General features: G+C 72.4%; 8 protein-coding genes. 7 read left to right on the plus strand and 1 reads right to left on the minus strand.

Annotation, left to right across the window (positions count from 1 at the left end; genetic code table 11):
• Nucleotides 1-653: 653 nt before the first annotated feature.
• Nucleotides 654-1,097 carry an HAAS signaling domain-containing protein gene (locus tag OHA72_RS09560; RefSeq protein ID WP_327007478.1) on the minus strand — a complete coding sequence of 148 codons (444 nt, stop codon included), beginning with the start codon at nt 1,095-1,097 and terminating at the stop codon, nt 654-656.
• An 85-nt stretch (nt 1,098-1,182) separates the two neighbouring features.
• Between OHA72_RS09560 and OHA72_RS09565 the strand changes: the two genes are divergently transcribed.
• From OHA72_RS09565 to OHA72_RS09595, 7 genes are all read left to right on the plus strand, one after another.
• Complete coding sequence (locus OHA72_RS09565) at nt 1,183-1,638, plus strand: MarR family winged helix-turn-helix transcriptional regulator (RefSeq protein ID WP_327007479.1); 456 nt, start codon at nt 1,183-1,185, stop codon at nt 1,636-1,638.
• An 83-nt stretch (nt 1,639-1,721) separates the two neighbouring features.
• On the plus strand, nt 1,722-7,457 hold the full coding sequence (pulA, locus tag OHA72_RS09570) for a pullulanase-type alpha-1,6-glucosidase (RefSeq protein WP_327007480.1): 5,736 nt from the start codon (nt 1,722-1,724) through the stop codon (nt 7,455-7,457).
• Between the two features lie 58 nt (nt 7,458-7,515).
• Nucleotides 7,516-7,905: an LPXTG cell wall anchor domain-containing protein gene (locus OHA72_RS09575; protein WP_327007481.1), complete on the plus strand. Its 390-nt coding sequence runs from the start codon at nt 7,516-7,518 to the stop codon at nt 7,903-7,905.
• A 204-nt stretch (nt 7,906-8,109) separates the two neighbouring features.
• The gene (locus OHA72_RS09580) at nt 8,110-10,860 is read left to right on the plus strand and encodes a sensor histidine kinase (protein ID WP_327007482.1); all 2,751 of its coding nucleotides are present in this window, start codon (nt 8,110-8,112) and stop codon (nt 10,858-10,860) included.
• Nucleotides 10,860-11,282, plus strand: coding sequence for a roadblock/LC7 domain-containing protein (locus OHA72_RS09585; protein ID WP_327007483.1), 423 nt, complete (start codon nt 10,860-10,862; stop codon nt 11,280-11,282). The genes OHA72_RS09580 and OHA72_RS09585 overlap by 1 nt, the downstream gene beginning before the upstream one ends.
• On the plus strand, nt 11,279-12,244 hold the full coding sequence (locus OHA72_RS09590) for a TAXI family TRAP transporter solute-binding subunit (protein WP_327007484.1): 966 nt from the start codon (nt 11,279-11,281) through the stop codon (nt 12,242-12,244). Before OHA72_RS09585 ends, OHA72_RS09590 begins: the two co-directional genes overlap by 4 nt.
• Before the next feature lie 75 nt (nt 12,245-12,319).
• Nucleotides 12,320-13,279, plus strand: a complete 960-nt coding sequence (locus OHA72_RS09595; protein ID WP_327007485.1) for a threonine ammonia-lyase — start codon at nt 12,320-12,322, stop codon at nt 13,277-13,279.
• Nucleotides 13,280-14,174: the final 895 nt, after the last annotated feature.

Below are 14,174 nucleotides of genomic sequence, written 5' to 3' on the forward strand. Positions count from 1 at the left end.
CACGGGGGGTGTTCGGAGATGACGATGCATGGCCGTGCATCGATTGGTTCCGGCCGAAGCCAGCGGCACGTTCGCGTCGAATGGGGAGCCAGGGGGCGACGCGGACGGGCGGTCGCCGGGCGGATGCGCAGCAGTGCGCGTTCCGCCCGGCGGCGTCGGTGACGAGCTGCGGTCGCGGGGTCTCGCCGGGCCCCGCGCCCGTTCGTCGCCGACGGGTTCACCCGGACGGGACGACCACGGGTGCGGCCGGGGCGCCAGGCGGCGGCACGGGGCGCAGCCGGGCGGGCGGGGAGCGCGTCGCAGCGCTCGGCCGCATCCAGCCGCACCCGGCCGGCAGGCGGTCGGCACTCAGGCATCGCGGCGGCCGAGGTTCGGCCCGGACGTTGCGGTGGGAGTTTGTCCGGGCGCCGGTCCGGCGCTGCGGCGAGCGGGGTTCGCTGGGGTATCGCGGCGGCCGGGGGTCCGCCCAGGCGTTGCGGCGGGCGTCTGTCCGGACGTTGCGGCCGGCGTTCGTCCGGGTGTTGCGACGGGGCGGGGTTTGCTCAGATGTCGGGTCGGGCGGCGCTCGTTCGGGCGTTGCGGCGGGCTGGGTTCGCTCGAACGGGACGGGCCGCGGCGTGTCCGAGCGGTTCGCGGCGGCGGCGGTCCAGGGGTCAGCGGTTGGTGAAGAAGAGGAACACGCCGGTCAGGACGACGCCGACGCACAGCAGCGACACCATGGCGATCGTGATGAGGACCCAGATGAGCGCGCCGACCTTGCGGCCAGGGTTGATCTCGATCGGCACCGCGGGCCCGGCGGCGGTGGCATGACCGGTGTCCTCGCCGGCGGCCCCGGCCCCAGCGGCCTCCAGTTCGGCGGCTTCGAGCTCGGCGGCCAGCTCGTGCGGATCGCCCAGCAGGTCCAGCACGGAGCGCACCTCGGACTCCGAGGCAGAGGCTGCCGGGCCCTGCTCCGCCCGCCGGGAGTCGGCGAGCTTGGCGGCGATGTGGTCGCTGAGGTCGGCGAGCAGCGCATCGCGACGGCCGGCAGGCACGCCGTCCAGAGCCTGCTCGACAGCGCGGAGATAGTCGTTGACCTGGCCATCGTAGATCTTCATGGCGCCCCCGTCCGGAAAAACTGGCACTCTCCAGCATGATCAGTAAGACTTTTCGCGCAGGCAGGCAACTCCTGGAGGGAGCGATGTGAGCCCACCGACCCGCTGGCTCGACGCCGACGAACAACTCGCCTGGCGTGCTTTCTACACCGCCACGACGCAACTCATCGACCGGCTCGACCGCGAGTTGCAGCACGACGCGGGCATGCCGCACGCCTACTACGAGATCCTCGTCGTGCTGTCGGAGTCGCCGGGACGCACCCGGCGGATGAGTGAGCTCGCCGACCTCACCCGCTCCTCCCGCAGCCGGCTCAGCCATGCGGTCACCAAGCTCGAGGCCCGCGGCTGGGTGCGCCGGCGCGACTGCGACGACGACAAGCGCGGGCAGTTCGCCGACCTCACCGACGTCGGGTTCGCCGCGATCGAGGCCGCCGCGCCGGGGCATGTCGAGGCGGTGCGGACCCACCTGTTCGACCCGCTCACCCCGGAGCAGGTCGATCAGCTGCGCAAGATCAGCGAGGCCATCACCGACTCCCTCAAGTAGCCCTCGCGTGGCGGGGCAAGCCTTGTGTCGATCATTCTGTGTCGATACGTTCACGGCCTGCCGCGAGATGATGAGGCCCCGCCATGAAGCGTCTGAAACTCACGCAAACCATCGCCGCCGCGGGTGTCGCCGTGGCCATGCTGGCCGCGGTGCCGGGCAGTGTCCCCACGCTGCCGGACCAGGCGAGGACGCCGAGCGGCTACGCGGGCGGCGTGCCCCAGTGGGAAGGTGAGCCGTCGATCGCGAGCCTGCTCGCCGGTGCCACCGAGCAGCACGCCGAGCAGTTCTACTTCGTGCTGCCGGACCGCTTCGCCGACGGCGACCCGTCCAACAACACCGGCGGCCTGCCCGGCGACCGGTTGAGCACCGGCTACGACCCGGCGGACAAGGGCTTCTACCACGGCGGCGACCTCAAGGGCGTCATCGACCGGCTCGACTACATCGAGCACCTCGGCACGACCGCGATCTGGCTCGCGCCGGTGCTGAAGAACCGGCCGGTGCAGGGCAGCGGCGCCGACATCTCGGCCGGCTACCACGGCTACTGGACCACCGACTTCACGGCTATCGACCCGCATTTCGGCACGAAGGACGACCTGAAGCGGCTGATCCGGCTCGCGCACGGGCGGGGCATCAAGGTCTACCTCGACGTCATCACCAACCACACCGCCGACGTCATCCGCTACGCGCAGGACCAGTACACGTACCGCAACAAGACGGACTACCCGTACAAGGACGCGGCCGGCAACAAGTTCGACGACCGGGCGTTCGCCGACGGGCGGAACGGGTTCCCGCCCGTGAACGCGCAGTCGTTCCCCTACACCCCGGTCTTCGCCAACGAGGCGGACAAGACGGCGAAGAAGCCGGCGTGGCTCAACGACCCGCTGATGTACCACAACCGCGGCGACTCCACGTTCAGCGGCGAGAACAGCGAGTACGGCGACTTCTTCGGCCTCGACGACCTGTGGACCGAGCGTCCCGAGGTGGTCCGCGGCATGACGAAGATCTACGCCGACTGGGTCAAGGACACCGGCATCGACGGGTACCGCATCGACACCACCAAGCACGTCAACCTGGACTTCTGGCCGCAGTTCGTGGAGGGCATCGACAAGGTCGCCAAGCCGGGCTTCTTCATGTTCGGCGAGGTGTATGACGCCGACCCCGAGTTCGACTCGATCTACGTGCGCAAGGGCCGGCTGCCGGCGACCCTGGACTTCCCGTTCCAGCAGGCCGCGACCGACTACGTGGCGCGGGGCGGGTCCGCCGCCGGGCTCGCCGGCGTGTACGCCAAGGACGACCTGTACACCTCGGCCGGCAGCACCGCGGGCACCCTGCCGACCTTCCTCGGCAACCACGACATGGGCCGCATCGGCATGTTCGTCGCCGGCGGCGGCACCGACCCGGCCGGCCACCTGCGCCGCGACCAGCTCGGCCATGAGCTGATGTTCCTCACCCGCGGGCAGCCGGTCGTCTACTCCGGCGACGAGCAGGGCTTCACCGGCGCCGGCGGCGACAAGGACGCCCGGCAGGACATGTTCCCGAGCGTCTCACCCGACTACCTCGACGACGACCTGCTCGGCACCGACACCACCCACGCCACCGCGCACTACGACGAGACCCACCCGATCTACCGCACGATCGCCGACCTTGCCCGGCTGCGGCAGGCGCACCCGGCGCTCAAGCAGGGCATCCAGCTGACCCGGTACGCGGCGCAGGGCGCGGGCGTGTTCGCGTTCTCCCGGATCGACCCGAAGCAGCGGGTCGAGTACCTGGTCGCGACCAACAACGCGACCACGACCCAGACCGTCACGGTGCCGACCGCGATGGCGAGCACCACCTTCGACAAGATCTACCCGGCCGGCGGGGGGATCGCCGCGTCCGCCGGCGACGGCGGCCTGCAGCTGGACGTCCCGCCGTTGAGCACCGTGGTGTTCAAGGCGCGCGGCACCGTCGCGAAGCCCGCCGCGAAACCGACCGTCAAGCTGGTCGCGCCCGCCGCCGGGCAGCCGGTCCCGGGCCGCGCCGAGGTCAAGGCCGAGGTCACCGGCGACCCGCTGTCGGCGGTCACGTTCGCCGCGAAGGTCGGCAACGGGCCGTGGAAGCTGCTGGGCACCGACAACGCCGCGCCGTACAGCGTCTACCACGACCTCGACGGGCTGCCGGCCGGCACCGCACTGGAGTACAAGGCGGTCGTGCGGGACGGGTCCGGTCGCACCGCCGAGACGAGGATCACGGCGAAGGTCGGCACGCCGCCGAGCGCGGTCGCGCCCGACTACGCGATCGTGCACTACCAGCGCCCGGCCGGCGGTTACGAGCCGTGGAGCCTGTACGCGTGGGGCGACATCGAGTCGCCGATGACGTGGCCGGCGGGTGCCCCGTTCGCCGGGGAGGATTCGTACGGGCGCTTCGCATGGGTCAAGCTGAAACCGGGAGCGGCGAACGTCGGCTTCCTCGTGGTCGACTCGGGCGGGGTGAAGGACGTCGCCGTCGACCGCTCGCTCGACCCGACGAAACACCCGGAGATCTGGCTCAAACAAGGAGACGCGACCATCTACACCTCCCAGGCCGCGGCCACCGGCACCGTCGCCGTGCACTACGGACGACCCGACGGCGACTACACCGGTTGGGGCCTGCACCTGTGGGGTGACGGCCTCGCGCCCGGCACCGGCACCGACTGGAGCGCGCCGCGCCAGCCCGACGGCACCGACGCCTACGGCGCGTTCTGGCACGTGCCGGTCAGCGACCCGAGCAAGCCGGTCAACTTCATCGTCCACAAGGGCGACGTGAAGGACCCCGGCGTCGACCAGTCCGTCCTGCCGAGCCAGCAGGGCGAGGCGTGGGTGCGCTCCGGCGAGGCGACGGTCCACCCGACCCGCGCCGCCGCCGAGCACACCGCGGTGCTGCACTACCGCCGCCCGGCCGGCGACTACACCGGGTGGGGGCTGCACGTCTGGACCGGCGCGGCCACCCCGACAGAGTGGGCCGGCCCGCTGCAACCGGAGGGCTTCGACGCCTACGGCGCCAGATTCCGCGTACCCCTCGCCGACAACGCGACCACGCTCAACTACATCGTCCACAACGGCGACACCAAGGACCTGCCGAGCGACCAGACCCTGGACCTGGTCACGGTCGGGCACGAGGTCTGGATCCTGTCCGGCCGGGAGCGGTACCTGCTGCCGATCCCGCCGCAGGGCACCCCCGACACGGACCTGACGAAGGCCAAGGCGGTGTGGGTCGACCGCGACACCATCGCCTGGCGGGCGGGGCCCACCGACGGGCACAGCTACGAGCTGCTGTCCGCGCCCGCGGGCGGGCTGTCGGTCGTCGACGGGCAGGTCGTCGGCACCGCCACGGCCCTCGCCATGCGGGCGACGGGCAGCCTGACCGAGCCGCAGCGGGCGAAGTACCCGCACCTGTGGGCGTATCAGGCGTTCCACGTCACCGGTGACCGCACGGCGATGTCGACCGCGCTGCGCGGCCAGGTCGTCGTCGTCGAGCGTGACGCCGCCGGCACCGTCACCGAGGCCAGCGCCGTGCAGGTCGCCGGGGCACTGGACGACCTGTACGTGGGTGCCGTCGGTGCGAAGCTCGGCCCGCACTTCGAGGGCGGCCGCGTCACGGTCAGCGTCTGGGCGCCGACGGCGCAGAACGTCGTGTTCGAGTTCTACGACGATCCGGCCGCCCAGCCGGTGCTGAAACCGATGAAACGCGACGAGCACACCGGCGTGTGGAACGTCGTCGGCGACCGCAGCTGGAAGGGCCGCTACTACCGGTTCCGGGTGACGGCGTGGCAGCCCGCGGTGCGGGGGGTGACGACGGCGTCGGTGACTGACCCGTACTCGGTGTCCCTGGCCGCGAACTCGACCCACAGCCAGATCGTCGACCTGTCCGACGCGGCGCTGCAGCCCGCCGGCTGGTCCGCGGTGCGCAAACCGCCGGCGCCGGCCCGGCCGCAGATCCAGGAACTGCACGTGCGGGACTTCTCCGTCGCCGACACGACCGTGCCGCAGGACCAGCGCGGCACGTACCTGGCGTTCACGCAGGCGCAGTCGGCGGGCATGACGCACCTGCGGGAGCTGGCCCAGGCCGGCACCTCATACGTGCACCTGCTGCCGGTCTTCGACATCGCCACGATCCCGGAGCGGCGGGCCGACCAGCTGCAGCCGCCGTGCGACCTGGCGGCGCTGCCGCCGGACTCCAGCCAGCAGCAGGCCTGCATCGCCCAGATCGCGGAGCAGGACGGCTACAACTGGGGCTACGACCCGTTGCACTACTCCACGCCCGAGGGCTCCTACGCGACCGACCCGCAGGGCACCCCGCGGATCAACCAGTTCCGCCAGATGGTCGCCGGGATCAACGGCGCCGGCCTGCGGGTCGTGGTGGACGTGGTCTACAACCACACCACCGCCGCTGGCACCGACCCGCACTCGGTCCTGGACCAGATCGTGCCCGGCTACTACCACCGGCTGCTCGACGACGGCACCGTGGCCAACTCGACCTGCTGCGCCAACACCGCGCCGGAGAACGCGATGATGGGCAAGCTGGTCGTCGACTCGGTGGTGCTGTGGGCCAAGCAGTACAAGGTCGACGGCTTCCGCTTCGACCTCATGGGGCACCACCCGAAGGCCAACATCCTGGCCGTGCGGGCCGCCCTGGACCAGCTGACCCTCGGCAAGGACGGCGTCGACGGCAAGAAGATCCTGATCTACGGCGAGGGCTGGAACTTCGGCGAGGTCGCCAACGACGCCCGCTTCGTGCAGGCGACCCAGACCAACATGGCCGGGACCGGGATCGGCACGTTCAACGACCGGCTCCGTGACGCGGTCCGCGGCGGCGGCCCGTTCGACGGCGACCCCCGCATCCAGGGGTTCGCGTCCGGCCTGTACACCGCGCCCAACGGCGACCCCGCCAACGGCAGCACCGCCGAGCAGCGGGCGAGGCTGCTGCACTACCAGGACCTGATCCAGGTCGGGCTCACCGGCAACCTCGCCGCCTACGAGTTCATCGACTCCACCGGCCACCGGGTCACCGGCGCGCAGGTCGACTACAACGGCTCACCCGCCGGGTACACGAGGCTGCCCGCCGAGGGCGTCACCTACGTCGACGCGCACGACAACGAGATCCTCTACGACGCCCTCGCCTACAAGCTGCCACCCGGCACGACCGCGGAGCAGCGGGCGAGGCTGCAGGTGCTCGCCCTGTCCACGACGGTGTTCGGGCAGGGGACCGGGTTCGTCACCACCGGCTCGGACCTGCTGCGCTCCAAGTCCCTGGACCGCAACTCGTTCAACTCCGGCGACTGGTTCAACCAGATCCGGTGGGACTGCGCCGGCGGCAACGGCTTCGGCTCGGGCCTGCCACCGGCCGCCGACAACCAGGACAAGTGGTCCTACGCCCAGCCGCTGCTGGCCAACCCGGCGCTGGTACCGGACTGCGCGGCGATCGACCTGGCCGCGGCCCGCTTCCAGGAGCTGCTGCGGATCCGGGCGAGCTCGCCGGCGTTCGCCCTCGGCACCGCCGCCCAGGTCCAGCAGCGGGTCGCGTTCCCGCTGTCGGGCACGTCCGCGACGCCCGGCGTGATCACGATGACGCTGGACGCCCGCGGCCTCGACCCGCGGTACCGCACCGTCGTCGTGGTCTTCAACGCCGGCGCGACCGCCGCCACGCAGACGGTCGGCGGGTACGCCGGTGCGCAGTTCGCCCTCCACCCGGTCCAGGCGACCTCGGCCGACCCCCTCGCGCGGCAGGCCACATTCGACGCCGCGCACGGCACGTTCACCGTCCCGGCGCGGACCGTCTCGGTGTTCGTCCGGCCCGAATAACGGCACCACCACGACACCGGCCGCGCGAAGTTCTCAGGAACGGGCGGTCGGTGCCGTTTTGTCCGATGTGAAGGCGTTCACCGTCGCGGGGTTGCTGCTGGTCGCGCTGCTGGCCGGGGCGACCGGCAAGCCGTCGCCGCCGCCCGGGCCGCCGCTGCCCGGGCCGCCGGCCATCCTCGAGCCGGGCGCGCCGCCGTCGACGCTGCCGACCCTGAGCCGGCTGTCGCCGGTGCCGTCGGTGCGGGAACCGTCCGGCCGGTCCGTCGCGCCGCCGGCGTCGGAGAGCGCCCCGCCGGCCGAGCCGAGCGTTAAGGCAACCTCAAGCCCGAGCCCGGTGGCGAAGACCGGGGGTAGCCGGCGGTCGTCGGGGTGGATCGGGCTCGGCGTGGTCATCGTGCTCGCCGCGGCGGCCGCCTTCGTCGTACTGCGACGCCGCCGTCACGCATAGTCGCAAATCGCAGGCCGTTTGGCTTGTGACGGCCGCCGTTCGGCGAATGAAGTCTTATCGGCGCAGCACCTTTCCAGTAGCGTGCCCTTTCGTGCTCCTTAACGACCTTTCCCGCTACAGCGCGGCAACGGAGCACACTCGTCTTCACTCTCCGCACGCACGTGCGGACATCGCGTGTCCTCTGTGACGGGTAGGGGATGACGGTTGGAAGGCAGCAACTCCTCCCGAGCGAACGGTGCCGACTCGCCCCGTGCGATCGGCAGCGGCGGTCGGCAGCGCCGGTCGGGCGCGCCTGACACGTCGGTCGCCGGGCACCGTCGCGGCGGCGCCGCCCGGCCCAGCCGGCTGCGGTCCGTCCGCACCCAGCTGCTCGCGCCGATCATCGTCGCCATGATCGGCCTCGCCGCGCTGAGCACCGCGCAGGCCGCGACCGCCACCACCGCCGCCCGCGACGCGGTCCAGGCCCGCACCCTCGCCTCCACCGCGACCAGCGCGGTGAGCTTCGTGCACGAGCTGGAGCGCGAGGTCGCCGAGACCGCCGCGCTGCGGCAACGTGGCGGCAAGTCCGGCGTCGCGCTCGTCGTGGCCCAGCGGCAGCGCACCGACGCGGCCGCCAAGCGCTACCTTGCCGACAGCCGCGCCGCGGTCAAGGCCGTGCCGGCGCTCGACCAGGCCGTCCGCGCGGTCAGCGACGTCTACAGCCGGCTCGGCGCCACCCGCGAGGCCGCCGACAACAACGCCGCGATCTCGCTGATGGCCGACCCGATCTACCGCCCCCTCGCCGAGGCGCTGTTGGCCATCGCCGACGCGGTGCCGGCCCAGATCGCCGACGTCGAGCTGGCCAACGCGGCCCGCGCCGTCGCCGCCGTCGCCGCGGTCGAGCACTTCGCCGCCCTGGAACGTGACCTGCTGCGCGTGGTCTTCTCCCGCGGCGCCGTCGAACCCGGCGACCTCGGCGCGATGTCGGAGCTGCGCGGCGCCCGCGACCAGCGGGTCGCGGAGTTCCAGCGGGCCGCGACCGGCGCTGCGCGCACCGTGTACGACGACGAGATCCGTGGCCTGGACGTCGACAAGGCCGACAAGCTCGCCGCCGCCGCCCGCAACGCCGAGAAGGACCCGGCCGGGCTGAAGGTCGACGCCGACACCTGGTTCGTGGCGCAGTCCGGCTTCATCCGCCGGCTCAACATCGTCCGCCTGGAGCTGTCCGACCGGCTCGACATCCGCGCCGAGCAGATCGAGGTCACCGCGCAGCAGCGCGCCTGGGCGACCGTCATCGGCACCGCCGTCATCGGTCTCGCCGCGCTCGCCATCGCGATCACCCTCGCCGTGCGGACCGCCCGGCGGCTGCGCCGGCTGCGGGCCGCGGCCCTCACCGTCGCCCGGCAGGAACTGCCCGACGTCATCCACTCCGTGACCACCGGCGCGCCGCTGCCCAGCGGCACGTCGGCCGCGGCGGCGACCCGCAGCATCGCCGCGACCAACGACGAGATCGGCCAGGTCGCCGACGCCTTCGCCACCGTGCACCGCACGGCGCTGCGGCTCGCCGGTGAGCAGGCCGAGCTGCGCGTCGACGTGTCCCGCATGGCCGAGGTGCTCGCCCGGCGCATCCGTACCCTCATCACCCGCCAGCTGCGGCTGCTGGACGAGTTCGAACGCGACGAGACCGACCCTGACGTGCTGGCCCGCCTCTTCGCCCTGGACCACATCGCGGCCCGCCTGCGCCGCAACGGGGAGAACCTGCTGGTCCTCTCCGGCGGCGAGCCGGGCCGCCCCGCGACCCAGGCCGTCGGCATCGGCGCGGTCATCACGGCCGCCGCGTCGGAGATCGAGGACTTCCAGCGCGTCGAGGTCCAGCCCGCCGACCTCGCGATCACCGGGCCGGTCGTGGGTGACCTCGTGCACCTGCTGGCCGAGCTGCTGGAGAACGCGACGACCTTCTCGCCCCCGACGCACCCGGTCCGCGTCGACGCCCGGCCCACGGTCGACGGGGCGATCATCCGCGTGCACGACAGCGGCATCGGCATCGCACCCCGCCGCCTCGCGGAGATCAACTCGCGGCTGGCCACGCCGACGACGCTGAGCAGCGCCGCGGCCGGCACGATGGGGCTGCACGTGGTGTCCCACCTCGCCGCCCGGCACCGGATCCGGGTCGAGCTGCACGCCACCGGCAGCGGCACGGTCGCCTACGTGGCGCTGCCGCACCGGGCGCTGGAGCGGATCAGCGCACTGCCGGCCGCGGCGCCGGTGTCCTCGCTGCCGTTCCCGCACGCGCCGGTCTCGTCGGCGCCGCTTGCCGCCGCCCCGGTCTCCTCGGCGCCGGTCTCCTCGGCACCCATCTCCTCGGCACCCATCTCCTCAGCGCCGATCTCGGCGGTGCCCGTGTCCGCCTCGCCCGGGTTCGGGCCGTCCGGGTTCGGGCCGCCGCCGGTGGTCGTGCCGTCGACCGTCGGTGCGCCGCTGGGGCGCCCGCGCGTGCCGCAGCAACCGCCGAAGCCCGCCGTCGCGCCTGCTGTTGCGCCGTCTGTTGCGTCGTCCGTTGCGCCGTCCGTTGCGCCTTCCGCCTTGCCGCTGCAGCGTCCGGCGCCCGCGGCCGCACACCATCAGCCAGTTCCGTCCGGGCCGCCCGCACCCTGGTTCCGCCCGTATCTCAGCGGTGGCGAAACCCCTGCCCCGCCGTTCCTCGCGTCACCGGCCCCGCCCGCACCCGGTGCCTGGCCGCCACGCCCGGAGGTCCTGTCCAACGCCGGAGGCGCCGCGACGCACGAGGGCGACCTGCCCCGCCGCCGCCCCGGAGCGCAGCTCGCACCCGGAGTCACCGAACCGCAGCCGCCGCCCACCCGCAGTAACGCGGTCGATCCGGACGTCGTCCGGTCCCGGCTGTCCGCGTTCGCGGAGGGCGTATCGGCCGCCGCGCGCCGCACGAACAGCACAGCCCCAGGACAGAAGGACCAGTGATGGCGATGCCAGACGCTCAGAACCCGACCGGCGCGGGCCAGCTCGACTGGCTCATGGCGAGCTTCGCCCGGCAGGTCCCCGATGTCGCGCACGCGATCACGGTCTCCGGCGACGGCCTGCGCCTGGCCTGCTCCGCCGACCTGCCGGTGGACCAGGCCGACCACCTCTCCGCCGTCATCAGCGGCCTGGCCAGCCTCACCTTCGGCGCGGCCCGCGTCATGCAGGCCGGCCAGGTCCGCCAGACCATCGTCGACATGGACGGCGGCGTCATGATCGTCATGTCGGTGGGCGACCGCGCGCTGCTCGGCGTGCTCGCCGCACCCGGCTGCGACCTCGGTCAGGTCGGCTACGAAACGGCGATGCTCGTCCACCGGGTCGCCGACGCGCTCGACCCGCTGCCCCGGGATGCGATGCAGCGGTGAGGCGTTTCACGGGTGCCCTGCTCACCCTCGTCCTGCTGGCCGGCTGCTCGACCACGGCGCCGCCCCGGGCGGGCGCGGGCCTGTGGCACGGCGGGCGGATCTACATCGCCACCGGCAACACCACCGGCGTGTACTACCAGTTCGGCGGCGGGTACGCCGACCTGATCACCAAGTACGTCCCCGGCTACGAGGCGCGTGCCGAGGCGACCGGAGCCTCCGGGGAGAACATCCAGCGCGTCGCGACCGGTGACATGGACGTCGCCTTCAGCATCGCCGACACCGCTGCTGACGCCGTGGCCGGTACGGGCGCCTTCGACGGCGGGCCGCGAAAGGTCGTCGCGCTGGCCAAGGTGTACCGCAGTTACGCCCAGGTCGTGGTCCGCAACAGCGCGCGCATCAACAGGTTCGCCGACCTGCGCGGCAAGCGGGTCTCCACCGGCTCGGCCGGCTCCGGCACCGACGTGTTCGCCGCGCGGCTGCTGTCCGCCGGCGGGCTCAACCCCGACACCGACATCGTCCGGGAACGGCTGTCGCTGCCGGAGACGACCAAGGGCATGCAGGCCGGCACCCTCGACGCGCTCATCTTCACCGGCGGCCTGCCCACCCCGGGCATCGCCGACCTGCTGGCCAGCGCGCCCGGGCAGTACTCACTGCTGCCGCTCGGTGAGGTCTACCGGGCGCTCACGTCCCGGCACGGCGCGGTGTATGCCGCCGGCAAGCTGCCCAAGTCGGCGTACCAGACCCCGGCCGACATCGACACCATCGTGATCGGCAACCTCCTGCTGGTGTCCCCGGACATGCCCGAGCAGCTGGCCCACGACCTGACGAAGATCCTGTTCGACTACCAGGTCGAGCTCAGCCGCGTACACCCAGAAGGCGCCAACTATGACAAAGTGGGCGCCCCGGACACCGATCCTGTGCCGCTGCACCCCGGCGCCGCGAGGTTCTACAGCAGCGGCTGATGTGTGACGTTATGGATCTCTCATTCGCCGGATGCGAGGAGGGTGATCATGCCCGTGGGCTGTCAAGATGACCCCGTGACCGCCACCCAGCAAGACCTCGTCCGCCTGGACGACATCCGCGACGCCGCCGCGCGGATCTCCGGCCTCGTGGTCCGCACCCCGCTGCTGCCCTGCCCCTGGGCCGACGAGCTGTGGCTGAAGCCCGAAAGCCTCCAACCGATCGGCGCGTTCAAGCTCCGCGGCGCGACGAACGCCCTGCACCGCCTCGACCTCGACCACCGCCAGGCCGGCGTGGTCACGCACTCCTCCGGTAACCACGGCCAGGCCCTCGCCTACGCCGGCCGGGCCCTCGGCATCCCCGTCACCGTCGTCATGCCCGACGTGTCGACCCCGCTGAAGATCGAGGCGACCCGCGGCTACGGCGCCGAGGTCGTCCTCGTCCCCCAGGCCTCCCGCGAGACGGTCGCCAAGCAGTTCGTCGCCGAGCGGGGCATGACCCTCATCCCGCCCTACGACCACCCCGACATCATCGCCGGCCAGGGCACCGTCGGCCTTGAGATCTTCGAGGACCTCTCCAACGTCGACGTCGTGGTCGTCCCCGTCGGCGGCGGCGGCCTCTCCTCCGGCGTCGCGACCGCGATCAAGGCCCTCGCCCCGCACGTCGCCGTGATCGGCGTCGAGCCGGCCGTCGCCGCCGACGCCGCGGAGAGCCTCGCCGCCGGCGTCGTGCGCATCTGGCCCGAGCAGCGCATGCTCAGCACCGTCGCCGACGGCCTGCGGACCCCGCTGTCGGAGCTGACCCTCGCGCACCTCACCGCCCACCTCGACGCGATCGTCACCGTCGCCGAGGACGAGATCCTCGACGCGGTCCGGGTCCTCGCCCGCCGCGGCCGCCTCATCGCCGAACCCAGCGGCGCCGCCGCCACCGCCGCCGTCCTGCACCACCGCGACGAACTCCCCGCCGGCCGCACCGTCGCCGTCGTCAGCGGCGGCAACATCGACCCCCGCCTGGCCGCCACCCTTTTCACCGACTGACAGTTATCCACAGGCTGTGGGTAACGCCTGTGGGCATCGCCACCGTCACCCGCACACGGATTGACCCCTGTCACCCCTGCTTGCGTGACCACCAGGCAACACGCAGGTGGATCCCCGGCATACTCCACGTGGTTATCCACAGGCATCGCCGTGTTCATCCACAGGCTCCGGCGCCGTTATCCACAGCTGGGGACAGTTCGCTGTGGACATCCCCTCGGCTCATCCCCACCCCCGACCTTCACCCCCACGCAGCAACCGCCCCCGCCACCGACCAACGCCCCGATCCCGCCGCCCCGCCGCGCTCGTGCCGCAAAGATCGCCGGCGCTCGGCCGCGGGCCCGCGTCCGGCGTGCGAAGCGAATGCAATCTCGACCTGTTACCGGTCGCCCCCGCGGAGTGGATCTTCCGAGTGATCGAAGGCGCGTGCTGGTCGCGCGGACGGCCACGGCCGTCCTTCGATCATGGCAGCCAAGCAACTGGGCCGCGCCGCCGACGCCGGTGTAACGGCACGCCTGTTGCCGGTCGCTCTTCAGCGGTGCCCCAAGGCTCAGCGAAACTCCGTGATCACGGAAAAGTGATCGAAGTAGACGGCCGGACCAGGGAGGACAACGATCTCCGCGGCACGATCGCGTCCCGCCTTGCACCTCGAGCGCGGGGTCGCGACCGAGGCAAGCCCGAATGGGCACAGGTCCAGTGCCTCCACGCGGCTCGTGCGGACTCGGGGTCCGCACGAGCGCTCAGCCCCCGAGCGAATTCGGCCCATGTGACCCAGGCAGGAGTGCTCCGGGGGCAAGTAGCCGCACTCGGCTCCGAGCGGGTCTGGGCCTGAGCGGGCTGCCTGAGCGGGCTGCCTGAGCGGGCTGCCTGAGCGGGCTGCCTGAGCGGGCTGCCCTGA

It is taken from the genome of Dactylosporangium sp. NBC_01737, assembly GCF_035963215.1.
Taxonomy (GTDB): domain Bacteria; phylum Actinomycetota; class Actinomycetes; order Mycobacteriales; family Micromonosporaceae; genus Dactylosporangium.

What these genes read in the sequence shown, in the direction of transcription:
- pulA (WP_327007480.1), top strand. Translation starts at nt 1,722, where the DNA reads ATGAAGCGTCTGAAACTCACGCAAACCATCGCCGCCGCGGGTGTCGCC.
- OHA72_RS09560 (WP_327007478.1), bottom strand. Translation starts at nt 1,097, where the DNA reads ATGAAGATCTACGATGGCCAGGTCAACGACTATCTCCGCGCTGTCGAG.
- OHA72_RS09585 (WP_327007483.1), top strand. Translation starts at nt 10,860, where the DNA reads ATGGCGATGCCAGACGCTCAGAACCCGACCGGCGCGGGCCAGCTCGAC.